A 23,693-nucleotide genomic window follows, 5' to 3' on the forward strand; every position below is an offset into this window, starting at 1 on the left:
TAGGCTTATCCACAATTGCCGGGGTCAAAATCGGCAAGCAGCCCTGGGTCATTTTTCAATCGGCAGGGTGGGTCAACTTTCAATCAGCGCCAACAATCTATGATCCAATCCTTGTCCACACGAATTCCTTTGCATACGTGGCCTATTAAGTGGGTGAAACTACCACATCAAGGGCAACATTCACCTGCATCTGCACCACCAGCCCATGTCCAAGGGTGTTTGGAGTGACGCTGCGTCCCAAGCTCAAGCCAGCCGTGGCCAACCCGGCTTGGGCTCACCGGCCTAACGAAGAACCTGGTACGAAAAGAGGCTCTCGAATCCGCACTACTTTTAAGGATCGCTAGGCGCGACTCTCATCGTGGCGCAGGGGCATGCCTCTAAGGCCACGATCCGCCGTCGGCGCCTGCCTGCTGACATGGTTCTTTGGCTGGTGGTCGGCATGGCGCTCTTCAGGGGCGAGCCAATCGTGGAGGTCGCTCGTCGATTGAATATCCCCGTCGCACACGCCCAGACAATTAGAGGAGTTGCGCGGGAGCATCGGTGTGCTGTTCATAAAAAACGCCCCAGGCCAGCGAGGCCCAGGGCGGTGAAAATGTCAAAGACCCGGTATCCAGTGGAGCGTAATGCTGCTCCGCTTAAGTGAACAGCATTGCGCTAATAAGGAGGCTTTTGCAAGACAAGCAGCTTACTTAGCCAGCCAACCCTCAACCACATCGGCCCCGTACTGCGCTTTCCACTCTTTCAGCAGCTTGTGATTGCCGCCTTTGGTCTCAATGATCTCGCCGTTGTGCGGATTCTTGTACTGCTTCACCTGGCGAGCACGGCGGGGAGTCTTCTCGGCAGCGGTAGGAGCAGCACGACGGCTGGCTTGAGGATCTAGGATGCTTATGATGTCACGCAGGCTGTAGCCGTACTCGGCCAGCAAGTCACGCAGTTTGGTCTCAAATTGAATTTCAGCTTGCAGCTCGGAGCTACCTTTGAGTGCTTCGAGCTCAGCGAGCTGTGCTGCCAGTTGCTGTTCGAGCTGACGGAATTCGGCCAAGCGGGACATATTAGATCCTCAAAGTGAAGGGAAACAGGCGGAACATCCTAAAGCATCCCGCTAACGATGTCCTTTCATATGACGTTGGTGCTGGATCTTCGTTCGGTTTAATTAGCCTTTGACTATTTCGAAGCCGTAGACTCAAGTCTCGCCTTTTTCAATCACCTACCTGGCCATCACCTGCGGCACCCTGCTCGCCCTGCCCCCCCGTATACGGTGCTTGGGGTCATGCTCGTGGGCGCGATGGCTACTGCGTTCGTGTGCTTATTGACTGCCGAATCACTACCAAGGCGGAACGGCTGAACAAACCGCAGCTGGACTAAACTGCAGCCTAAAAAAAGGGGAGCTTTCGTTCCCCTTTGTGCTTCACGTACCGAGTCCTATGGAAGGGTGCGATCCGCTTCCGGCTCGGGCTGACGCCACCCTGAGGGCACCTGGCCGCTCCACTCACTTCATCTGGACAACAACCTTGCCTTTCGCTCGCCCCTGCGCCAGATACGCTAGCGCCTCCTTAGCGTCTTCGAACGAAAATACCTTATCAATGACCGGCTTGATTGAGCCGGCACTGATAACATCAGCGATTTCTTTAAGCTGAGCACCATCGGGGCGAACAAACAAAAAGGAATAACTTACCCCGTGCCTTTTGGCAAGGCTCTTAATCTTCCTGCTCATTAGAGAAAAGATCACTTTGAAGATAAAATTCATCCCACGCTTTTCAGCGAAGGCCTTGTCCAGCGGGCCGATAAGGGAGACGATTTTACCACCAGGCTTAAGGACACTTACAGACCGTTCAACTTCATCGCCTCTGAGAGTACCCAGAACCAAATCATAGGAAGTCAAAACATTCTCAAATTTCTGCGCTTTGTAATCGATTACCTCATCAGCTCCCAAGCTACGTACTAGGTAAGAGTTTGCAGCAATGGTAGTTGTTGCGACTTTAGCACCGATGTATTTTGCAAGCTGGATAGCGAAAGTACCAATACCTCCTGACCCTGCAGGGATGAATATCTTCTGTCCAGACTCCAGATTGGCGCGCTCTCTCAGTGCTTGCCATGAAGTCAGGCCGACCATAGGAAGAGAAGCTGCTTGAACAAAGCTCAGGCTCTCTGGTTTATGAGCAGCTGCAAACTCCGGAACAGCTGCAAAGTCAGCAAGGGTGCCCACGCCCAGGTCGAATACGCTGGCAAAAACTTGGTCGCCAACCTTGAATTTCGTGACGGCACTGCCCACACCTACAACGACACCCGCAACGTCGCTGCCCATGGTGCCTGGCATTTCAAACTTCAAGACTTCCTTGAAGATCCCAGTAGGAATCATGTTATCAATAGGATTTAGCCCTACCGCATAAACCTTAACCAGAATCTCGTCCGGCTTTATCGAAGGCCTAGCGACTTCCGTAAATCCAATGCCTGGTAATTTCCCGTAGCGCTTAAAAGTCAAAGCTCTCATATCAATAAAATTCCAATTACTCTTTGATATTTGTCATCGAGCCGAAAAACGCCTTCTAAGTCGCTCTACGGTCTGGACATACACATAAAACAAGAATTACCAGCTTTCTTTGAACGGCCTGAGGTCGAGTTCTTGAGTCCAGGCGGATCGTGGCTGGCGATGCAACGTCCAGTAGTTCTCAGCAATCGCCTCGTATCCCAACAGCCCTTCTTCCCCGAGGCTCTCCACCCTGGCCGGGGCGGCATTTCGCAGTCGGTCACCCAGGATGCCGCCATCGATCACGACGTGAGCAACATGAATGCCCTTAGGCCCATACTCGCGTGCCATGCTCTGGGAAATCATTCGCAAGCCCGCCTTGGCGGCGGCAAAGTGGGCAAAGCCAGGCTTGCCCCTCAAGCTTCCAGAAGCACCGGTAAAAATTACGGTGCCTCGGCCCAGAGGAACCAGCCGCCTGGCTGCTTCTCTGCCAACGAGGAAGCCCGAGTAGCAGCCTACTCGCCAAAAGTCCTCGAACTGGCTGGCCGTGAGCTGAGTGAAATCGATCAGGGCGTTATTGCCCGCATTGAACACCACGACGTCGGCAGGGGCTCGGCCCGCGCCTGGAGACATCGCAAGATCAAACGCTGCGATGACTTGCTCTTCGACGGTGACATCAGTCTGCAACGCTTCAGCGCTCCCGATGCCGGAACTCCAAATGCCTGCAACGACTTCCTCGATCTTTTCCAAGGTTCGGCCTGTGACAATGACGTGATACCCCTCTTGGGCAAAACGCTTACAGACCGCTCCACCGACACCTCGGGTAGTGCCAACACCGAACACGATTGCAGTAGGCTGACTCATTTGTCCGACTCCTGGCAGCGGTTGTCTTAGTCACGAAGAAATGCGAGAGCTTTCGAAGAGAAGTCAGCATGGTTCTGGAAAATCCCTCCGTGACCAGCATCCTCGTAGATAACCAGCGTAGAGCCAGAAATGCGCTCTGCCATATCGCTGCTAAGTGCGGACGGAACCATGATGTCTTGGTCGCCGTTGGCGATAAGCACCGGAATATCCAGGCTAGACAAGTCCTGTGGAGCTTGCTGCCCCCAGGCCTGAATGGCTTGAAGCTGGCGACCGAAGACTTCCTGAGTGACAGGAACATCGCGGTCGCTCTGGCGTTCAAGCATGGCATTCAGAAAAGCATTAGCAGCCTGCTGGCTCGCCTCGCTCGACGTGAAGAAGAGATAGGTCTTCGGATCAATTCCTTCGGACATCGCTTTCTGGATCAGCGGCATGGAAACCACGGCGACTTGGTCAATGTCCTTGCCCCCGGCAGGGCCGGTGCCGGTCAGGATCAGTTTCCGTACCAGACCAGGCTGGGTGATCGCGATCTCCTGGGCAACGAAGCCACCCAACGAGAAGCCGAAGAGGTCGGCCTTGTCGAAACCCAGGGCCTTGATAAACGCCACGGAATCGCGGGCCATTTCTGCGACGGTGAGCGGCGCAACACCACCAGACAAACCAATGCCGCGATAGTCCGTAGCGATCACATGGTAATGCTTAGCCAGCTCGTCGACGATGCGTGGATCGAAGTTGTCGAGAATGGCTCCCCAATGATTCAGGAGGATGAGGGGAACGCCACCTTTGCGCCCGAGCTCACGGTAAGCGAAGGCAACACCATCGATCTCGAGGGTCTGGTTGGGTGCGGCGATGTACTGGGTCATATCAATGATCTCGAATTGAAGATGGACGCGCTGGGCTTAAGCGTTTTCCAGTGTCGGGTAATCGATGTAACCCGCTGCACCGCCGCCGTAGAGGGTCGCGGAGTCGAAGCTGGCCAACGCAGCACCGGAGTTCAATCGCTCGACCAAGTCAGGGTTTGCGATAAAGGGCCGACCAATCGCAAACAGATCTGCTTGCCCTGCTGCCAATTGAGAAGAAGCCAGCTCCACGTCATAGCCGTTGTTGACCATCACTGTGTTTGTAAAGCGCTTGCGCAGGCTGGCGTAATCGAACGGAGCAATATCACGTGGGCCACCCGCTACGCCTTCAATAACGTGGAGGTACACCAGGCCAAGCTCATTGAGCTTGTCGACCAAGTAGTCGTACTGCTCTTGAGCGTTGGTGCTGGAAACATCATTAAACGGGGAGACAGGCGAAATGCGGATGCCCGTGCGCTCGGCGCCAATTTCTGATGCCACCGCCTGGGCAATTTCCAGAACGAGCCGTGCTCGGTTGGCTACCGAACCACCATAAGCGTCGGTACGTTTGTTCGCGCTGTCCTTCAGGAACTGATCCAGCAGGTAGCCGTTGGCTGCATGGATCTCGACCCCATCGAAGCCGGCCTTGATGGCATTAGCTGCAGACTGTCGGAAGTCTTCGACAATGCCTGGAAGCTCTTCGACAAGAAGCGCACGAGGCTCGGAGACATCCACGAGTTCGTTATTCACGGAGACCTTGGTAGCAGCTCGAATTGCAGAAGGTGCTACAGGCGGTTGGCCGTCCTGGTAGACGACGTGCGATACCCGGCCAACGTGCCAGATCTGAAGGAAGATACGACCACCCTCAGCATGGACGGCGTCGGTCACTTCGCGCCAAGCGTTCACCTGTTCTTGGGTGAAGATGCCGGGCGTGTTCTGGTAGCCCTGAGCTTGCTTTGAAACTTGGGTAGCTTCAGTGATCAATAACCCTGCAGAAGCGCGCTGGCTGTAATAGGCAGCGGCGAACTGGCTCGGTAGCAGGCCCTCCTCCGCTCGGTTGCGCGTCAGCGGCGCCATCACGATACGGTTGGAAAGGGTGATTGCCCCAAGCGTGTAGGGCTCAAATACGGATTTCTCAGTCATTCTCAACATTCCGATGCTACGAATTAGATTTCAAACACACGGCTGTTGAAGACGCTTACGCGCCCCCAGCAGCCCAGGTGAGAGTGGCCTTACTCTTCCAAGAATTGGAGAGCGTGTTTCAGGAAGCGCTCGGGGTATTGGAAGTGAGCGGCGTGACCGGAGTCCGGGTAGATCAGCAGCTGGGCATTCGGGATGTTCTGCACCAGGCTCCATGAATTGATCGAAGGAATCATGACGTCGTCGACGCCATTGACTACCAAGGTAGGCTGCTTGAGCTCGTTGAGGTAAGAGAAGCGGTTCTCGCCCTGTGCCGACTGGACATAGGCTGCAAAAGCAGCGCCCTGTGCCATGGCGACATCAATCGAGCTTGGGGTGTCTTGATCGGCGCGCTGGTTACGGCGCTCCCAGAACGCCAGGCCCGCCTTCTTGGCTGCTTCCGAACGACCGAAGAAGAGGAACAGGAAGTTTTCGATGGCCGGAACGGGGTTCGAAGCGGCCTCCCTCACACCCTCCGCCATGGTTGGATCACCACCGCGCAGACCAGTGCCTAGCAGCAAAAGCTTGCGTACCAACTCAGGGTGACGAAGAGCCACCTCCTGAACCTGCAGACCACCGATGGAGAAGCCCAGCAGGTCGACCTGGGTCAGTCCCAAAGCCTTGATGGCTGCTGCAATGTCATCCGCCATTTGCTCAATGGTCGTGGCCGGAGTACCCGACGACGACGCTACACCCCTACCGTTCAGCAGGATCACTTCACGTCCCGCAGCCAGACCATCAGTGATGATCGGATCCCAGTGATCAAGCCCGCCACGGAAGTGGGCGATGAAGACCAGGGGAACACCAGAAGGATTACCCCAGCGACGGTAGGTGAAGGTGTCGCCGCCTACTTCTACCGTGCGGGTTGGAACGGTGAGATGGGTATAGCTCATGACGTTTTGCTCTCTCAGCGGAAGACATGACCTAATGATGATGATCATCATCATTCCAGTCAACAACTTTGATTATGAACGTCATCAATGTATGATATTGGTTGGCTTGATAGCGAAGAGAGCAGAGAAATGAAGGTCACCAAGGCCCAGGCACAAGCTAACCGGGCCCATATCGTGGAAACGTCCTCCACGCTATTCCGTGAGCGCGGCTACGACGGCGTGGGTGTTGCAGACCTCATGGGAGCTGCCGGCTTCACCCATGGCGGCTTTTACAAGCACTTCAAATCCAAGGCGGATTTGATAGGTGAATCCGCGACGTGCGGAATCAACAAGACGGTCGAGCAGATGCAGGGCATCGACCTCACTGACTTCGTCAATTTCTACCTGTCCCGCAAGCACCGCGATGAGAAAGGGAAAGGTTGCACCCTAGCAGCACTGGGCGGAGACGCCGCTCGACAGTCCGATGACATCAAAGCAGCTTACGAGGCTGGGATTGAAAAGCTGCTGGAGGTTTTACAGGGCAAGGATGACGAGCCGAAAGCAAGTCGTGCGCAAATCATTGATACCTTCGCACACGCCCTCGGCGCCTTGATTCTGTCTCGCGCTTGTCCGGACGACTCACCACTTGCTGATGAAGTGCTCAGCGTGTGCCGTGAGCAAATCCTGGACAAATTGGCGCCCTGAGGCAGGGCATCCATTCCCCATGAGCGTTACTGCTCGAGCATGAGTCCTTTCCACTTGAATGGTGGGTTCCCTGGTATGGAGATCAGGCCGCCCGCACCTGCGGCGTCCTCGGCCACTTCCCTAGGCGCAACCTTTTCCCCGCCTTCAACAGATGACTGACCAGCAGGCAGTTCAGTCGAATCGAGGGCATCTACACATTCGGTAGCCCCAGGTACAGGCTTTTGCATCGAGCATCCTTAGAGTCAGAAACCACAAGGACAATGATTATGATCATCATCATTAAAGTCAACCCTTTGATGTCAACCATAATCATTGGATGCGATAGTAGCTGTTCCTGATGAGGTGGCTGGCATGGCCAGACCGCTAGATCCGAACACGACTACCTGAATTCAAGGTGAATAAGCCGTCAATATGGGCTGTTAACATGGAACTGTTCGGGGTTCGAAGAAGCTGATTCGATTGCCTCAGATGGCCAACTCAAGGCACGCTCAGAACACATAGGCATTGATGCTTTTCAAAGCGCTATAGTGGATGGAAGACATAGTCAGCTCCCTCTTGGCCATCCAATTCCACACCAAACTGCTTAAGTTTCTGCCGCAGAACTGGAGTATCGACCCGGACTTTCCAATCCGTTCGAACTTGGCTAGCTCTCAGGAGTGTGTCGTAGACAGCAAAGGCATCGAGCAGCTGTTCTCGATCAAGCAGGTATACAGTAAGTGCGTTGCCTTTCCACGCAGCAACATTGAGCCCCAAGATTTCGCATAGAGCGATTTTAGCGCGAGCATCCTCCCTATCTGCCTTTCGAGAGCGCTCAATCTGATTCTCCAGAATGGGGTCAATGATACGGTCAGTAAATAACACTTCACCATCATCCCATACCTCAGGCGGACAAATTTTGCTCGCAGGATCCAGAGTGATGAATGGATTTATTTCCGCAGGATAGATTCGACACACCAATGGGCGCTCATCATAGATGCCGCAAAGATTGTTTGCATCCAGATTCTGACAGCTATTTAGGGCATTGCCCGCGAATACTGCAATGACATGGATAGAGGCATCACCACAGATGACCTCAACGGCCCTGCCTTTAGCATGAGCTAACTCCTGCTCGTTTGAACTCCAATTAAGCTCATCAAATGCCTCAAGTAGAATTGCGACCTCATGCCCTCTCTTTAGCCACTGCCTCGTTTCATACAGCGTGAGTGGAATCAGCCGACCTTTGCAGCAAACCCCACACCCGTTGCAGCCAAATCGGATAGCGTTGTTTTCCATAGAAAAACTCGAAAGTGCTCTTGGCGCACCATTTGCAAAATTGACCTAGCAAGGCAGCGCCTTTCAAGCAAAATTAACTAAGCGGGGCAATCACTGACCACGAACGCACTTTTACCAATCAGAAATTTTCTTAAATTTTCAGAATAGTCCGCAGATACAGCCTGACGCACGCTTGGGCGAGTCATTAGCGATTGCCTCCAAGCTTCAACTCGAGGGAGCCCCTCCAGCACAATATTCTGGGCTGAAGAGTTCAGCACTTCAAAAAACCTGAAAATAGGTGCCATTACAACATCGACCATACTGAATTCAGCCCCTTCAAAATAGGGCCCGGCGACCAAGGCAGAATCAAGTTTAATTAGTTTTCCACGAAGCTCGGAAGCCTTATTAACGAAACCCTCTTTATCGGGAGAGTTAATCATTCCCCAAGCATCCCCCATGGCCGCTGTGGCAAACTCCATCCATGCTCGATGTTTAGCTCGCTTCAAAGGCACAGTCGGGTGTAATGGTACCTGACGATACTCGTCTTCAATAAATTCACATATCGGAAAGCTTTCAAATAAAACAGTTTGACTTTCCTCCTCACCTACGATCAACAGCGGTACCTTGCCGGACGGAGAGATTGCGAGGAACCATTCTGGCTTGTTAGCCAAATCGATGGTTTCACGCTCGAAGGCAATATTTTTCTCGAGCATCGCAATTGCGACACGCTGGACAAACGGACACAAACCATGGCTCACGAGCTTGAGGTTATTGGACATTTCTTAGGCCTACGTTGAAAGGAGGCGAGACAGCGAGTACATCTAGGCCTACTAAGCCCTACACTGCCCCGCACAAGCGCTGAAGTGATAAGTAAGGGACTTTTACAGTCGACGTCCGCCGTCTACGATAATTTCAGATCCAATCGTCCATTTGGACTCATCAGACGCTAGGTACACTACCGCTTTGGCGATCTCATCTGGCGTGCCGAAACGACCTGCGGGAATGGAGGAAACGATTTCAGCGTTTACCTGCTCCCTGTATTCAACTGGAATACCGAGTTTGTCATAAAGTGGGGTACCCACAGGGCCAGGACTTACAGCATTCAGACGAACACCGCGCCCAAGCAGCTCTGTCGAAAGTGTTTTCGACATGTTCAGCAGCGCTGCTTTGGTAGCCGCGTAAACCGAAGAATTAGCATCCCCTACGTGAGCACTCACGGAAGTATTCAATACTACCGAGGCCGGATTTGCGAACACCGGCAGGAGTGCTTGGATCAGGAAGTAAGGGCCTTTGACATTGATGTCAAAAGACCGATCAAACATCTCTTCAGTCCACGCCTCCATAGGCATCCATACCGAAACACCAGCATTGAGGAAAGCGATATCAAGCTGTCCAAAATGATCACGGATATCGAGAGCGAGTTTTTTCTGGGCTTCCACGTGAGCGGAGTCAGCCTGGAGTACCAGTACCTCATTCCCTAGCTGATCCTTAGCTTTAGCGATTGAATCTGGGTTCACACCTGTAACGACAACTCTGGCCCCCTCATTCAGGAAATGTTTAGCGGTCTCAAGACCAATACCGCTGGTGCCACCGGTGATCAGTGCGCGTTTGCCTTGCAATCTTGCCATTGGAAATTCTCCTGGTGTGCGAGGCCGTCATGCCCCGGTTAGGGGTACTATGTACCTATGCCAGATGATTGATAAGATGGCGAAATTGAATAGCATTCATGCCTCACAAGCATAGATCGGAGAATGGAAGGTGGATCGTCTGCTACTGATGACATGCTTTGTACGTACTGTGGAAACGGGTAGCTTCTCGTCGGCAGGTCGAGATTTAGGCCTTGGCCAACCGAACGTAAGCCGCTATGTAGCCGCCTTGGAAGATCATCTGAAGACCCGGTTACTTCACAGATCCACCAGGAAACTGTCCCTTACGCCGGAAGGAGAGCGGTACTATGCGGATGCACGTCGAATCCTCGATGCTGTTGCTGAATCGGAATCGGCACTGAAGAACGACGTTACGCCTTCTGGGTTGCTGAGGGTGGCCTGCCCTACTGCTCTGGCACATACCTTTATCGTTCCTGAAATACCCAGATTTCTAAGCCTTTATCCGGAAATGACCCTAGACCTGCAGATTAATGATCGCTTCGTAAACCTTGTAGATGAGGGTGCTGACCTAGCACTGCGAATCGGTCACTTCGATGACAAGACACTTAGAACTAAACAATTAGGTTCATTCAAGCGCGTATGCGTCGCTAGTTTAGATTATTTGGCCAAGCGTGGCACCCCTTCGACGCCAGAAGATCTCGAAAATCATGACTGTATAATTTATACATTGTTAAGCACTGGGGCCACATGGCGTTTTCGTAATGTGGACATAGCTGTCACTGGAAAGCTCAGAGTAAACTCTCCAGAAGCTACCCGAGAGTTGGTCAATGCGGGTGTGGGGATAGCACAAGGGCCCCAATGGCTATACGAGGCGGGCTTGAGCAATGGAAATCTTAAACTGATACTTCAGGAATTTTATCCGCCTCCCGTACCTATCCAGTTTGTTTACATTGCGGATCGGATAATGTCTAAAAGAGCGCTGGTATTCATGGAGTTTATAGCGAAAGCATTCGCCAACAGCTCCGTGATTGACGATTGCCATGCCTCACCCTAGCTAATGTGTCTCCGAGCCTGCTACCTCTGACCGAACTCGCTACCGGCTGTTAGTCCTAAGTGGTGACTTGAGCTATAGGCTTGGGAGCTTTATACACCAAGCCTTAACAACTCGAACACAGACAACCTAAATATTATTTAACCCTGGACTTCAATAACGAAACACCGGTCATCTCTTTGGGCTGCGGAAGATCTAGGACATCTAGAATGGTTGGAGCAATATCACACAGCCGTCCATTACTTAGGTCGAATTTACTCCCGCCGGAAATGTAGATGAGAGGAACAGCATTAAGAGTATGGGCAGTGTGAACTTGTCCGGCCTCAGGATCCCACATCTGCTCGACGTTGCCGTGATCTGCAGTTATCAGGCAATTGCCACCCGACACAAGCACTGCGTCTACAACACGCCGTAGGCATTGATCGACGGCCTCCACAGCTTTTACAGCAGCTTCAAAAACACCACTATGACCAACCATGTCCCCATTTGCATAATTACATACGATTAAGTCATGATTGGCACTTAAAATTTCTGCGACTAAATTATCCGTCAACTCAAAGGCACTCATCTCGGGCTGAAGATCGTAGGATTCCACCAGCGGAGATTTAACAAGAATCCTTTTTTCCAGTGAGAATGGCTCTTCCTGCCCCCCATTAAAGAAAAACGTAACGTGGGCATACTTTTCTGTTTCGGCAATTCTAAGTTGAGACCTTCCCAGCTGGGCCATGTACTCACCCAGACTGTTCCTAATAGGCTCCGGCGGAAAAGCACACAATACATCAAACTCTTCTGCGTAGCGCGTCATAGTGAGCATCTGCTCTTTGCCCATGACAAGAGGTCTCTTAAATTCAGAGAAATTAGAATCAGTGAGCGCTCTACAAATTTGACGAGATCGATCAGGCCTGAAATTCAATAGCATTACTGCATCGTCTTCACTAATTACAACAGGGCTGCCAACCGATGTTGCCTGGACAAACTCATCGCTTTCGCCACGTGCATAGGCTTCTTGAAGAGCCTCCTGCGCAGTTTCGTAGTGAAACTTGCTTTGCCCTTGAACAATTAACCTGTAGGCCGCCTCTACCCGACTCCAGCGGTTGTCGCGATCCATCGCATAGTAACGCCCTACTAACGACGCAATTCTACCTCCGCCATTGTTAGCCAATTCAAGCTCAAGGGCAGAAATAGATTCCGAAGCGCTTTTGGGTGGGGTATCTCGCCCATCAAGGAACGCATGAACATAGCATTGTTCGATACCATTCGCCGCAACCAAACTGGCTGCTGCAACAAAATGATCCAAGTGACTATGAACACCGCCAGGTGACAATAAGCCAAGCAGATGAACTGAACCACCTCGTTGCCTTGTACGTTTCACAACCTCCAGAAAAGCATCGTTCTCATAGAATGAGCCATCTTCGATACTTTTGTTGATCCGCGAAAAATTTTGATAAACGATCCGGCCCGCTCCGAGGTTCATATGACCGACCTCGGAATTTCCCATTTGGCCATCAGGAAGCCCTACAGCCATACCGGACGTCGCAATCTCACTGTGAGGGTAATTTTCGAAAAGGTAGTCCAGGGTCGGAGTGTTGGCAGCAGCTACTGCATTGGCTTCCTGCTGAGACCTCAGTCCAATTCCATCCAAAACAATTAGAGTGCAGGTTGTCATATGAGAACCTCTGAATAATATTCCTGGCGCGCACGGCTCATACATCTACCTAGAGCTAAACCGTGCGCGCAATGGTCAGTCGGCATCTACGAGGATCGTCCCAGCACCTTAGGATGCCTGGCCTTCAAGAGCCTCTTCAATACGAAGCAAGCGGTTGTACTTCCCAACACGATCTGAACGACACAGCGAGCCGGTTTTTATCTGCCCGGCGTTAGTCGCTACGGCCAAATCGGCAATCGTTGTATCCTCCGTTTCCCCGGATCGATGGGAAATCACAGCAGCATAACCTGCCTCTTGCGCCATACGTATGGCATCAAACGTCTCACTTAGAGTTCCGATTTGATTAAGTTTAATCAAAATGGAATTGGCAACTCCTTGTTCAATACCCCTGCGCAGAATTTTTGGATTAGTGACGAAAAGGTCATCCCCCACCAGTTGAACCTTCTGGCCCAGCTGAGCGGTTAAGTATGCCCACCCATCCCAATCACTCTCATCCAGACCATCTTCGATAGACGCAATCGGATATTTACCACAGAGATCAGCTAGATAGTCAACAAACTGCTCGGAAGTCAGAGACCTCCCCTCACCTGCCAACTTGTATTTACCGTCCTTGTAAAACTCGGAGGCCGCGCAATCTAATGCCAATGTTACGTCTCGCCCTAACTCGTAGCCTGCGCGACTAACAGCTTCGGCAATAACAACGAGCGCTTCTTCATTCGAGGCCAAGGAGGGTGCGAAGCCTCCCTCATCACCAACAGAGGTACTTAGACCACGCTCTGAAAGCACGGCCTTCAAGGTATGAAATATTTCAGCACCAATTCGCAAACCCTCCCTAAAATTCGGAGCTGAAATTGGCTGAATCATGAACTCTTGGATGTCGATATTATTATCCGCATGCTCACCACCGTTGAGGATATTCATCATCGGCACAGGCATAGAGTAAGTGGGGTTCGCACTGAATAGTTTCGCAAGGTGTTCGTACAATGGAATACCTTGGGATGCTGCGGCAGCTTTAGCAGTGGCCAAAGAAACAGCGAGAATTGCGTTAGCACCAAGAATAGATTTCGAGTCCGTACCATCAAGAGAGATCATTGCTTGATCAACTACTCGCTGATCCAGTGCGTCCAGGCCTAGAATGCGCTCGTGGATCGCGACATTCACATTTTCGACGGCACGCATTACGCCTTTTCCTTTGTAACGCCATGAGCCATCACGCAATTCAAGGGCTTCACGGCAGCCGGTGGAAGCGCCTGACGGTACGCTTGCCTCACCTGTTACTCCACAACCTAAAGTAACCACAGCCTCTACGGTAGGGTTGCCTCGAGAGTCCAAGATCTCGCGGGCGAAGACCTTCTTGATGCGAGTGAACTCACTCATCACTACTTTCCTCCAATTGCGATGCACATCCAGCATATTGATAGTTAGCGCCCAGCAACTCTTGTTGTTCGGCAAACTCAGCTCGAATATCAAAATCGCGTGGCCAGTCATCAGGCTTCAAATTTTGATCCAAAGCAGACCCAACAATTTTCTGTTGAACAATCATTTGGAAACTCCCTGACAATAGCGACCACACCCCGGAGCTACACCTAGGTAAGTACCGATTGCGTGGCGCCGCCGCATATATCCGACAAGGATTAGAGGCAGATCCTTATAAGCATCAAAGCTGATGCATCCGCCTCTAGAATTATTTCAATTAACTGAGAGTTATACTTGGAGAATTTTCATGCCGTTCGTACCACCCACCACATTGTAACTGTCTCCCTTAGTGAGAATGATCCAGTCTCCAGGCTGTACCAAATCACGCTTCAGCAATTCGCCGATGGCGGCTTCGCTTACTGTCTCAGAGGGCAGTGCGGCAGGATCAAACGCTATCGGATAAACACCACGGAACAGCGAGGAACGAGCCTGGGTAGCGCGATGAGGCGAAAGCGCATAGATCGGCACATGAGAACGAAGCCGAGACATAATCAAGGGCGTGAAGCCACTCTCGGTGAGCGAGATGATTGCCTTAACACCAGGAAAGTGGTTTGCGGTGTAGAGCGCGGCCAGCGCAATGCTTTCGTCACAACGCCCAAAGGTCGTATGCAATCGATGACTAGACTTTACATTGGTTGGATGCTTTTCAGCCCCGCTGCAAATACGAGCCATGGCACGTACTGCCTCGACAGGGTATGCCCCGGCAGCGCTTTCAGCGGACAGCATTACGGCGTCAGTATTGTCGAGTACCGCATTGGCCACGTCTGACACTTCAGCGCGGGTAGGCATCGGACTGGAGATCATCGACTCCATCATCTGGGTCGCAACGATCACCGCTTTGTTGTTGCGCCGGGCATGCAGAATAATCTTCTTTTGGATAGCGATTAGCTCCGCATCTCCAATCTCAACACCAAGATCTCCCCGAGCGACCATGACCGCATCGCTAGCGGCGATCAGCTCATCGAGCGTCTGATCATCGGCAACAGCCTCGGCTCGTTCGAATTTCGACACCAGCCAGGCTGTCCCTCCTGACTCATCACGCAGCTTGCGGGCGTACTCCATGTCCTTGGCATCCCGAGGGAATGAAACGGCCAAGTAGTCGAGATCCATTTCCGCAGCGAGTTTGATATCAGCTTTGTCTTTTTCGGTAAGGGCAGGAGCAGTGAGCCCGCCCCCCTTGCGGTTGATCCCCTTGTGATCTGACAGAGGCCCGCCCACAGTGACGATGCAATGCAAGGCTTCTGGCGTAGTCGACTCAACACGCATAACCACTCGCCCATCATCAAGCAGGAGCTCGTCGCCGACACCACAATCCTTCACCAGGTCGGGGTAGTCAATGCCCACAACCTGCTCATTGCCTGATGTGAGGGGATGACTCGTGGAGAACGAGAAGGTATCGCCAACCTTCAACTCGATCCGTTTGTTAGTGAATTTCGCAATACGAATTTTAGGGCCCTGCAAATCGCCCAACAAAGCCACATGCCTACCGTGTTTGGCAGCGATCTCACGAATCAAGCGAGCGCGAGCAATGTGCTCACTTGGAGTGCCATGAGAAAAATTCAAACGTGCCACATCTAACCCGGCCAAGATTAGTTCTTCAATAACCTGCGGTGAATTACTAGCAGGGCCTAGAGTTGCAACAATTTTTGTTCTACGAATAGTCATACCGATACCTTCCAGGGACGAGGATTCCCTCTTCTCACTGAGTAAGTTCGAAAAGTTATTGCTGGCTGAGCACTTAGCAATACAAGGTGGGATTTACAGCAGAGACTGCGTGCCCCCGGGGAGGCACGCAAATGCCAGGGTCACTCGTCGACGATGTCCACGTCTTTTGTCTCAGCAGACAGGTATACACAGAGTCCAGAGAACGCCGCGAGAGCTATCGTGAGCATCGAGATCGCGTAAGGCGTACCGTAATGGCTGAGGAGGAATGCCCCTACAATTGGAGCAGTACCACCGCCTACGATTCCACCAACGTTAGTAGACATTGCGAAACCTGTGAAGCGAGCACTAGGCCCGAAAGCTTCGCCAGTGAACGATGGCACTGCACCGTATACCAAGCCATATCCAGTCATGAACATGCAGGATCCAGCGACCATCGGCCAGAACTCACCGGTTGAAAAGAGGTGCCAGAAAGGAAAGGCTGCAAGTGCAGTCACGACAAAACCAATCAGCATCATGGTACGGCGGCCAATACGATCTGCCAGCGCCCCTGCAAAGGGTACGACTACCAGGTGAGTACAGATTGCAACCATTGCGACTGACAACACGAAGGCATTGGACAGGCCTAGCTCTCGCTGGCCATAGCTCAGGGCAAATACAGTGAAGAGGTAGAAGGTCGAGAAGTGGCAGATGTTAGCGCCTGCAACCAACATCAGTTGCTTAGGATAGCGAGTGAACAAGCGGAGCGCTGGAGATTGCGAATCGCCTGGGGTTGCAGCCCTCTTCTCAGCAGTTTTTTCAAACACTGGAGACTCAGGAACTTTGGAGCGGACAAACACCCCTACTATCAGCAGCGCAAGGCTTGCGATGAAAGGAATACGCCATCCCCAAGCTGTGAAATCCTCTTTAGAAAGCAAGGCACTGACGATCAAAAGCATGCCAGCGGATGCGATGAAACCAAAGACTGGGCCGATGTTATTGATCGCCGCATAGAATCCCCTCCTTCTTCTTGGGGCATGCTCTAAGAGCATCAGCACAGCGCCACTGTACTCACCCGCAAAAGCGAAGCCCTGGATGAAGCGGAGCACGCAGAGCATGATAGGTGCCCAGATGCCAATGCTGGCATAGGTAGGCAAAAGACCAATACCTACAGTGCTCAAGCCCATAATGATAAGAGTGAGATACAGCAGCTTTTTACGGCCAATCCTGTCCCCGAAATGACCAAGTACAAGCGACCCTAGTGGACGCGCCACGAAAGAAATTGCGAATGACGCTAGAGAGGCCAGCCGGGATACTGTCTCGTCAGTCCCTGGGAAAAACAGAGGCCCAAAAATAAGGGCAGCAGCAGTGCCATAGAGGTAGAGATCGTAGGTTTCTAATGCTGTTCCGAACAGGCTTCCGGCCACAACATTCTTCATGGATTTTTTCTCGTCATGATCCATGTGATCGAGGTCACTTTCGACAGGGCTCGATATAGAGGTATGCATGGTTTCACCTTTTGTTATTGTAGATATGCAAGTATTTTCTTGCTGAAAAACTCTCAGGGATTATTCAAGGCCTCTGAGTGCTTTGACGAAATAATCACGATCTCCCATCTGCCCACCTTTGAGAGCAATCTCCACATCCTTCAGGTACGGCTCGCGAGAGTGCATTTGGCACAGAGGAGCGCCAGGAGAAATATCAGACTTGATAACCAGAGCGTCAGGGGCAAGCACTTTGGTCACTTGGCTCGATGTGTCGCCACCTGACACCACTAATCGTTTCAACGGGAATGCCTTGAGAATTTCAAGTGCAACCTGGCCTACCTCCATCGCTAGCTGCTTCCCTCCCTGAACCCTCGCCTCATCCCTAGGCAGGCCTTTTTGCAGCATTGCCTCGATCATCTGCTCGATCCGAGAGTCGCCAGGGCCTTTGGCAGTGTGAATCAGCACCGACCGCCCCTCTTCGAGGTGGGATACAGCGGCCATTACCACATCTCGTATTGCGGCGCTTTTTCGGGACTCAGTAATCAAAGCGGCAGCATCGACTTCAAGCTCCACAAACCCGTAATCGATTGCCGTTTCAATCTGGGCCTGACTCAACGGCGAAGCACTGCCTGAGATAACCAGTACCTGGTCTGCAGGTTTCAGAGGTACGGCCAGCGACGCTCGTGGCGGAAACACCCCAGCGGTACGCCAATATTGTGTGAGGCCGTACTCCACGCCGGAAGAACCGACGACAAAAACTGGAGCTGCGCCTGATGAAAGCTCGGTCAATACTTGGCCAGCGGTGGTCATATGAGAGTCGTCGGTACCATCAAACAGCACTGCATCGTGGTGCTGTGACATCTCGTCGACTAATCGGCTGAGCTCTGCACTCTTTTCGAGCTGGCGAATATCCACTTTGCCAATCGACAAGTTCTTTTGCTTGCCGATATGGATACTCAAGTCCGCTTCATGCATCGGGGTAATCGGGTGGGCACTCATGATAGGGTGCCGGTCAATCCTGTGAACCTTGTGATCTGTCTTGGACAAGGCATAGAGGTTGCCGAAAACGCAGTAGCGGCCCAATGCGGGATTGCCTGCAATGATCGGGATCCCTTTGACATCATAGATGCGAGATGCCAGCTCAATGACGTGCCCAATGCTGCCCACGGAGTCGGCACTGTCAAAAGTCGAGCAAACCTTGTAGTGAATCAACGCTGGCGATAGACGTTTGATGCCCTCAAAAATCCCGGGCAACACCGCATCCATCTCGCCATTGGACAAAGCACGGCTATCACCAGCGATGCCGATGGCGTCAAATTCGCCGAGTTCCGCCAGGCGTTCTGGGGTCGGAGGAGCGAGGAACAGCGCACATTTAAGTCCAGCAGCCGTCAGAACCTCTAGAGCATCGGTCGAGCCAGTGAAGTCATCACCATAAAAGACCAACGGCAGCTTGGTAACGTGATGGGAGGTCATGACTTATTTGCCTCCAAACTTCTGGAGGGCCGCTGACAGGGCTGGCCTACCCTCTGCGTAACGCTCAAGAGGCACATGCTGTACAGCAGCTTCCCAGCCTTCACGCATGCTTTGCACGCCTGCTTCGATACCCATCGGATGACCGATGATGCCGCCGCCAGCGAGGTGCATCAGGTCAACAGATTGAAGCCTGTTGAAAAGCTCAGGCGCCTGGCCCGCCCATTGACCGGAGGAGAAGACAGGCATCAAGGGGCGCATGCCGGCAAATGGAGTAAGGCAGCTCTTGGCAGAGGAGATTACGGAGTCGTCCGCCTCGTAGAACTTGCCCTGAATACCATTCACATGCAGATGGTCGATCCCGGCCAGCCGCCAGATCTTCTGATACACCTCGAATGAGAAACCTAGCTGGGGATAACGAGTCAGAGCTCCCCAGCCATTACGATGACCATGAATAGGCAACTGCGCATGCTTTCGAATATGCTCAACCGCCGAATGCCCAACCCAATTCAGGCAAAGCATCACGCAGGTACCACCCGCCTCAAGCACTGCATCTTGACGGCGCATCATCTCGTCGATGCTGCCCGAGATGTTGATAGCGTACATAGGCATGCGTCCGAGGCGATCTGCATGCTTGTGAAGCACAGGCATCACAGCACCGAGACGAGCATCGAACGAAGCGTAGGTAGGATCGATGAGCAACTCATCATCCTTGATGAAATCGATACCTCCGGCGCAGAGCTCATCGACCACAGAAGCTGTCTGCTCTGGAGTAAGGCCGATACTCGGCTTGACGATGGTTCCAATGATCGGTCGGTCATGAACACCGGCTAGCGCCCTGGTGCCCTCAATTCCGAATTGAGGGCCAATGAATCCCGATGCAAACCGCTCGGGAAGCTCCAGATCTAGCACCCTCAGCCCACTCACCTCGCCGATCTCAAAGAGATTGCCGGCAATGGTGGTGAGCAACGCAGGGATATTCGTTCCGATATTGGCTGTAGGGAACGCGATAGTGACCTCACCTCGATGGTAGGTCTCAGAGGGATTGTGGCGAGCCAGGTAGTCGCTGTGCAGAGAAGGGCTGGAAACGGACGGCAGCGGCTCGATAGCTACGACACGAGCACGAGAGCGTTCTTTAAGCTCCGCCGATTCGCCAGGAAGTGAGAGGAAGGTACCGCTGGATTGCTCCCCTGCGATTACCTCGCTAACCCGTTCAATCGGGTAGCTGCTCTCTACAAAAAATCGGGCAGTAAACTCCTCTCGCCCGGCCTTGTGATCGACCATGATGGGTGCCTCAAATCTATTTGTTATTGTGAATCTGCCCGAAATGCCCAAGGCAGTTTCAAATCAATATACATTGACCCTGTATCAATCCAACCGATATGATTTCCTTCGAGTGTGAGAAAAAATCACACTAGAATCCTAGCTATGGCCGAAGCTTCGGTCTTACGGAGGTGCGTTTATGACGTCGCCAGTCAGGCCTTCGCTCAATGCCCTACGAGCGTTTGAAATGATCGCGCGCAAAGGATCGTTCAGCGATGCAGCGGATGCTCTGTGCGTGACTCACGGAGCTATCAGCCGTCATGTCCGAAGCCTGGAAGACTCCCTAGGTGTAATTTTGCTGACCCGAAATGCACATGGCACCAAACTCACCCCAGAGGGAGCACGCCTCGCCTCAGGCTTGGCCAGGGCTTTTGCCTTGATACAAGAAAGCATTGATGAGGTTCGCCCTCGCCCGCTTGAGCTCTCCTGCTCGGCGTCGATCATGATGCATTGGCTGCTACCTCGACTCGCCAAGCTCCACAGCAGCTTCCCCACGATGGAATTAGGCTTAAAAACGGGTCACGGCCCCATTGATTTCGCCCACGAAGGCGTCAGCGTAGCGATACGCCTAGACAGCATCGAACCACCTCCTGGGATCGAGCCGATACTCCTAACCAGCGAATGGGTAGGTGCAATTTGTTCGCCTGCTTATCTGGCTGCGTCCGGCGTCACAGAGGTGAGCGACTTAACCAAGGAGCGCTTGCTGACCACAAAAACCCGTCCCCACGCGTGGAAGGACTGGTATGCGTCTATTGAGCAAGAACCTGGTGAGCTGCTTGAGATGGAGTATTTCGAGCACTTCTACTTACTCATTCAGGCAGCCAAGCTTGGCTTGGGGTTCGCCTGTGTTCCACGCATGCTGGTGGAGGCAGAGCTTGAGAGTGGCGCCTTGGTGGCCCCGTTTGGCTTTGCACAAGGGGCAGCAAAGTTGGTTCTGTGGGTTTCACCCAATGCAAGGCTACGCCCCGATACAACAGATTTGGAAAAGTGGATAAAAAAAGAGATGGCGCAAAGCTAGACAAGCGCCCGCTTGGGCGCTTGCAATAGTGCCGATTACAGGTCGCCTGCGCCCCAGGCCAGGAACCCGCCATCCACAGGCAGAACAACACCATTCACGTAAGCGGCTACGTCAGATGCCAGATAGCTAACTGCGCCGGCAATTTCTTGAGTCGTTCCGTAGCGCTTAGCCGGAATAGCATTGCTATAAGCCTGGCGGAAGGTGTCGCTGTGCAACTCCTTGGTCATCGGGGTATCGACCGGGCCCGGCGCAATAGCGTTAGCAGTGATCCCGTATTCGCTGAGTTCCACAGCCATCTGCCGGGTCAACGCAATGACTGCACCCTTAGAGGTACCGTAAGCGGTTCGACCCTTGCCCACGGCACGCATACCAGCGACCGACGCGATGTTGATGATTCTGCCGAACCCATTTTTCCGCATGATTTGAGCGGCGAGCTGGCAGCACATGAACGTGCCAGTGACGTTGATGTGCATGGTCTTGTTGAAAACGTCTAGGTCAAACTCTAGGAACGGCATGGTCTTGGCGATGCCTGCGGAATTCACCAGCACATCGCATCTGCCGAACTCGCTATCGATCCAAGAAAATGCATCCCTTACAGACTCCGCCGAGGCTACATCTACTTGGCACGCGTCAGCTGTGAAGCCTTCCGCACGGAGCTGTCGCGAAAATTGCTCAGCCGCGTCGACGTTGATGTCACAAATGACGACATGATGCCCGTCCTTTGCCAGTGAAGCGGCAGCTTCAGCACCGATACCCATCGCACCGCCTGTAACCACGGCGATTTTCTTGTCTGCGTACTTCATCGAAACCCTCTCTTGTTGTGATCGCCAAAGGCTTATTGGATCGCTGAAGGCTAGGACTGCCAAGGTCTTTGCGCAATGGATAAAAACTCGCAGCCAGGACAGGAAAGCTCACACAAGCCAGCACGAGCAACTGAACCACCTGAAGCCTCATTCAACGATTACGTTCTGAGCCTGGTCTTCGCCAAAAGTAAATAGTGGCCATGCCGACCCCAGACAAATCTATTAACTCTTTACATACGCAAGGCATCTGGTGCTCCAGCTCCAACCTGCAAATCATCGTGCTGGGGCATGCGGGCAAGGACATTTGGGGTGGCGTCAAGAATATTCATTCCGCTGCTTACTGGAGGATGAAAGGCGACGGCATCATCCTAGTCAACTGGATTTGATCTGGGCCCCTAGTCTTGTCAGCTTCTAGCTACCAGGGCAAGCGCCGGCCCCTACTCCTACCATTCCCTGAGAATCAAAACTTTATCGGTTTCTGAACTTTATCGATTCAGCTCGTGGCAGGTTGCCGACCACCGGCTAAGCTGAATCTGGTCTGCCAAAACGCTAAGAATTTTTGCTAGGGAATGGTGCAATATAAAATCTGATGATGCTTACGTCGTTTTCAGCGCCTAAAACATTATACTCAAGACAACATGAGTACCATTGCAACAGAACAAGACGCACGTTTTCACTTAATCGATTCAATGCTAGTGGATGTCCTGGGTTGGCCTGGAGGCCAGACGCCAACTTCATCCTCATAATATTTAGCGGAATTCAAAATTGTCGCCAATTCCTGACAAATTTCCGTTAAAGCCTCGCGCCTAATTCAGGGCTAAATAAATCCCACAAGGTTAAATAACGCTTGATCACCACAACTTTGCATTCCTCAGTTGAAAGATAAGGGCAAGACTTAAGCTAGCGTTCAGACGCACCTTCAGAAGACAAAGTTATGCCCTAGCTCGCTCTCCATCCACTCCAAAAACCTTCTGACGCGAGGAAAGCTTGAGTGAGCCTTGGGAAATACCAAGTGATGCGCTGCCACTGGGGCTGTCAAGCGCTCGGGCGCTACCTCTACGAGCGCTCCTGATGCTAAATATTTCTGGGCAAGCAAAGTACTTTCCAGGGCAAAGCCCAGACCATGGCTTGCCGCCTCAAGCGTCATGTACGAGCGATCAAAACTCAACGCGTAGGGATGCTCCGGACGCGCCAGGCCGTGCTGAGCGAACCACGCGGGCCATTTAAGCAGTGTGGCTTCCGACAGAATCAAGTCCCGCTCAAAGAGATCCGCAGCCTGGGTAACCGGATTCCGAGCAAGCAACGAGGGAGCTGCCAAAACCGCAAACGTTTCGTGTCGAACGGTACGCACCTCATAGCTCGGCCAATTGGGATGCCCGTGACGGATGTCGACGTCAATCTTGTCTCTGCTGAAATGCAACGATTCATAGGAGCAGGAAAGATTTATCTGAATATCAGGGTGGCTATTGCGAAACGCTTGCAGACGGGGCATCAACCAGAGCAAGCCGAAACTAGGTGACGAATGCAGTCGCAGGCAATCCAGGCTTACATCACTGGCTGCGCGCTCAGTGGCCATCTCCAGGCTATGCAACAGCCCCGAAATATCTTTCAGATACTGCTCACCTACCGGAGTCAGTGTCACACCACGTGCTGCCCGAACGAACAGCTGACGACCTATCAGCGCTTCGAGTTTGGCCAGTTGGTGACTGACGGCGGAAGGTGTCAGATCAAGCACTTCTGCCGCCCTTGCCAGATTTCCGAATCGAGCAGTTTGCTCGAAGGCTTGAATAGATCTCAACGGTGGGAGGTCAATGGGTGCACGGTCGTCTTGGCGCATAGCTGCTCTCACTCGGTTTTTATTGCTGTCCAGGCCACATCGGATTCAACCACCGGATGTGCGAATTGGCGAGAGGTGAAATTTATTCACCCACTAGTGACGTTTACATAATTGCTCGAGCAGCTGCAAGGGAACACTCT

22 protein-coding genes and 2 pseudogenes are annotated in these 23,693 nt (G+C 52.6%); 6 read left to right on the forward strand and 18 right to left on the reverse strand.

What is annotated here, in order from left to right; translation table 11 throughout:
• Positions 1-373 precede the first annotated feature (373 nt).
• Positions 374-505: pseudogene (locus ACIP1G_RS19000) on the forward strand (transposase domain-containing protein); the annotation flags it as partial.
• Positions 489-643 (forward strand): annotated as a pseudogene (locus tag ACIP1G_RS19005) (IS4 family transposase); the annotation flags it as partial. The pseudogenes ACIP1G_RS19000 and ACIP1G_RS19005, both read left to right, overlap by 17 nt.
• Positions 644-685: 42 nt before the next feature.
• Here ACIP1G_RS19005 and ACIP1G_RS19010 read toward each other — a convergent pair.
• From ACIP1G_RS19010 to ACIP1G_RS19035, 6 genes are all read right to left on the reverse strand, one after another.
• Complete coding sequence (locus ACIP1G_RS19010; protein ID WP_400739834.1) at positions 686-1,051, reverse strand: histone-like nucleoid-structuring protein, MvaT/MvaU family; 366 nt, start codon at positions 1,049-1,051, stop codon at positions 686-688.
• Positions 1,052-1,489: 438 nt separating this feature from the next.
• Complete coding sequence (locus tag ACIP1G_RS19015; protein ID WP_400739837.1) at positions 1,490-2,491, reverse strand: NADP-dependent oxidoreductase; 1,002 nt, start codon at positions 2,489-2,491, stop codon at positions 1,490-1,492.
• Positions 2,492-2,587: 96 nt separating this feature from the next.
• Positions 2,588-3,331: an SDR family NAD(P)-dependent oxidoreductase gene (locus ACIP1G_RS19020; RefSeq protein ID WP_400739839.1), complete on the reverse strand. Its 744-nt coding sequence runs from the start codon at positions 3,329-3,331 to the stop codon at positions 2,588-2,590.
• Positions 3,332-3,357: 26 nt separating this feature from the next.
• Positions 3,358-4,191: an alpha/beta fold hydrolase gene (locus ACIP1G_RS19025; protein ID WP_400739842.1), complete on the reverse strand. Its 834-nt coding sequence runs from the start codon at positions 4,189-4,191 to the stop codon at positions 3,358-3,360.
• Positions 4,192-4,227: 36 nt separating this feature from the next.
• Positions 4,228-5,310, reverse strand: coding sequence for an alkene reductase (locus ACIP1G_RS19030; RefSeq protein WP_400739845.1), 1,083 nt, complete (start codon positions 5,308-5,310; stop codon positions 4,228-4,230).
• 89 nt (positions 5,311-5,399) lie between these two features.
• Positions 5,400-6,287, reverse strand: coding sequence for an alpha/beta fold hydrolase (locus ACIP1G_RS19035; protein ID WP_400739847.1), 888 nt, complete (start codon positions 6,285-6,287; stop codon positions 5,400-5,402).
• An 81-nt stretch (positions 6,288-6,368) separates the two neighbouring features.
• Between ACIP1G_RS19035 and ACIP1G_RS19040 the strand changes: the two genes are divergently transcribed.
• Positions 6,369-6,923 carry a TetR/AcrR family transcriptional regulator gene (locus tag ACIP1G_RS19040; RefSeq protein ID WP_400739850.1) on the forward strand — a complete coding sequence of 185 codons (555 nt, stop codon included), beginning with the start codon at positions 6,369-6,371 and terminating at the stop codon, positions 6,921-6,923.
• Between the two features lie 522 nt (positions 6,924-7,445).
• Here the strand turns inward: ACIP1G_RS19040 and ACIP1G_RS19045 are convergent.
• The 3 genes from ACIP1G_RS19045 to ACIP1G_RS19055 form a co-directional block, all read right to left on the reverse strand.
• Complete coding sequence (locus ACIP1G_RS19045) at positions 7,446-8,195, reverse strand: YkgJ family cysteine cluster protein (RefSeq protein ID WP_400739853.1); 750 nt, start codon at positions 8,193-8,195, stop codon at positions 7,446-7,448.
• Between the two features lie 77 nt (positions 8,196-8,272).
• Complete coding sequence (locus ACIP1G_RS19050) at positions 8,273-8,953, reverse strand: glutathione S-transferase family protein (protein ID WP_400739855.1); 681 nt, start codon at positions 8,951-8,953, stop codon at positions 8,273-8,275.
• Between the two features lie 102 nt (positions 8,954-9,055).
• On the reverse strand, positions 9,056-9,802 hold the full coding sequence (locus ACIP1G_RS19055; RefSeq protein WP_400739857.1) for an SDR family oxidoreductase: 747 nt from the start codon (positions 9,800-9,802) through the stop codon (positions 9,056-9,058).
• A 130-nt stretch (positions 9,803-9,932) separates the two neighbouring features.
• Here ACIP1G_RS19055 and ACIP1G_RS19060 point away from each other — a divergent pair, with 130 nt between their 5' ends.
• Positions 9,933-10,835 carry a LysR family transcriptional regulator gene (locus ACIP1G_RS19060; RefSeq protein ID WP_400739860.1) on the forward strand — a complete coding sequence of 301 codons (903 nt, stop codon included), beginning with the start codon at positions 9,933-9,935 and terminating at the stop codon, positions 10,833-10,835.
• Between the two features lie 133 nt (positions 10,836-10,968).
• Here the strand turns inward: ACIP1G_RS19060 and gpmI are convergent, their stop codons facing one another.
• The 7 genes from gpmI to ACIP1G_RS19095 form a co-directional block, all read right to left on the reverse strand.
• Entirely contained in the window at positions 10,969-12,498 is a 1,530-nt protein-coding gene (gene gpmI / locus ACIP1G_RS19065) for a 2,3-bisphosphoglycerate-independent phosphoglycerate mutase (RefSeq protein ID WP_400739861.1), read from the reverse strand.
• 108 nt (positions 12,499-12,606) lie between these two features.
• Positions 12,607-13,875: a phosphopyruvate hydratase gene (gene eno, locus ACIP1G_RS19070; RefSeq protein ID WP_400739864.1), complete on the reverse strand. Its 1,269-nt coding sequence runs from the start codon at positions 13,873-13,875 to the stop codon at positions 12,607-12,609.
• Positions 13,868-14,041 (reverse strand): hypothetical protein, encoded by a 174-nt coding sequence (locus tag ACIP1G_RS19075; protein WP_400739866.1) that lies wholly within the window; start codon positions 14,039-14,041, stop codon positions 13,868-13,870. The genes eno and ACIP1G_RS19075 overlap by 8 nt, the downstream gene beginning before the upstream one ends.
• Positions 14,042-14,202: 161 nt before the next feature.
• On the reverse strand, positions 14,203-15,639 hold the full coding sequence (gene pyk, locus ACIP1G_RS19080) for a pyruvate kinase (protein WP_400739869.1): 1,437 nt from the start codon (positions 15,637-15,639) through the stop codon (positions 14,203-14,205).
• 140 nt (positions 15,640-15,779) lie between these two features.
• On the reverse strand, positions 15,780-17,123 hold the full coding sequence (locus ACIP1G_RS19085; RefSeq protein WP_064328530.1) for an MFS transporter: 1,344 nt from the start codon (positions 17,121-17,123) through the stop codon (positions 15,780-15,782).
• A gap of 60 nt (positions 17,124-17,183) precedes the next feature.
• Entirely contained in the window at positions 17,184-18,575 is a 1,392-nt protein-coding gene (locus tag ACIP1G_RS19090; RefSeq protein ID WP_400739872.1) for a four-carbon acid sugar kinase family protein, read from the reverse strand.
• Between the two features lie 3 nt (positions 18,576-18,578).
• A complete protein-coding gene (locus tag ACIP1G_RS19095) occupies positions 18,579-19,856 on the reverse strand; it encodes a ribulose-bisphosphate carboxylase large subunit family protein (protein ID WP_400739874.1) in 1,278 nt (425 codons plus the stop codon).
• Between the two features lie 178 nt (positions 19,857-20,034).
• Between ACIP1G_RS19095 and ACIP1G_RS19100 the strand changes: the two genes are divergently transcribed.
• A complete protein-coding gene (locus tag ACIP1G_RS19100; RefSeq protein WP_400739877.1) occupies positions 20,035-20,913 on the forward strand; it encodes a LysR substrate-binding domain-containing protein in 879 nt (292 codons plus the stop codon).
• Positions 20,914-20,948: 35 nt separating this feature from the next.
• On the opposite strand, the gene ACIP1G_RS19105 is transcribed toward ACIP1G_RS19100, so the two are convergent.
• Complete coding sequence (locus ACIP1G_RS19105) at positions 20,949-21,716, reverse strand: SDR family NAD(P)-dependent oxidoreductase (RefSeq protein ID WP_400739880.1); 768 nt, start codon at positions 21,714-21,716, stop codon at positions 20,949-20,951.
• 200 nt (positions 21,717-21,916) lie between these two features.
• On the opposite strand from ACIP1G_RS19105, the gene ACIP1G_RS19110 reads away from it, so the two are divergent.
• The gene (locus tag ACIP1G_RS19110) at positions 21,917-22,102 is read left to right on the forward strand and encodes a hypothetical protein (RefSeq protein ID WP_400739883.1); all 186 of its coding nucleotides are present in this window, start codon (positions 21,917-21,919) and stop codon (positions 22,100-22,102) included.
• A 533-nt stretch (positions 22,103-22,635) separates the two neighbouring features.
• Here ACIP1G_RS19110 and ACIP1G_RS19115 read toward each other — a convergent pair.
• On the reverse strand, positions 22,636-23,553 hold the full coding sequence (locus ACIP1G_RS19115; RefSeq protein ID WP_400739885.1) for a LysR substrate-binding domain-containing protein: 918 nt from the start codon (positions 23,551-23,553) through the stop codon (positions 22,636-22,638).
• Positions 23,554-23,693: the final 140 nt, after the last annotated feature.

It is taken from the genome of Pseudomonas sp. NPDC089392 (assembly GCF_044749595.1).
Classification (GTDB): Bacteria; Pseudomonadota; Gammaproteobacteria; order Pseudomonadales; family Pseudomonadaceae; genus Aquipseudomonas.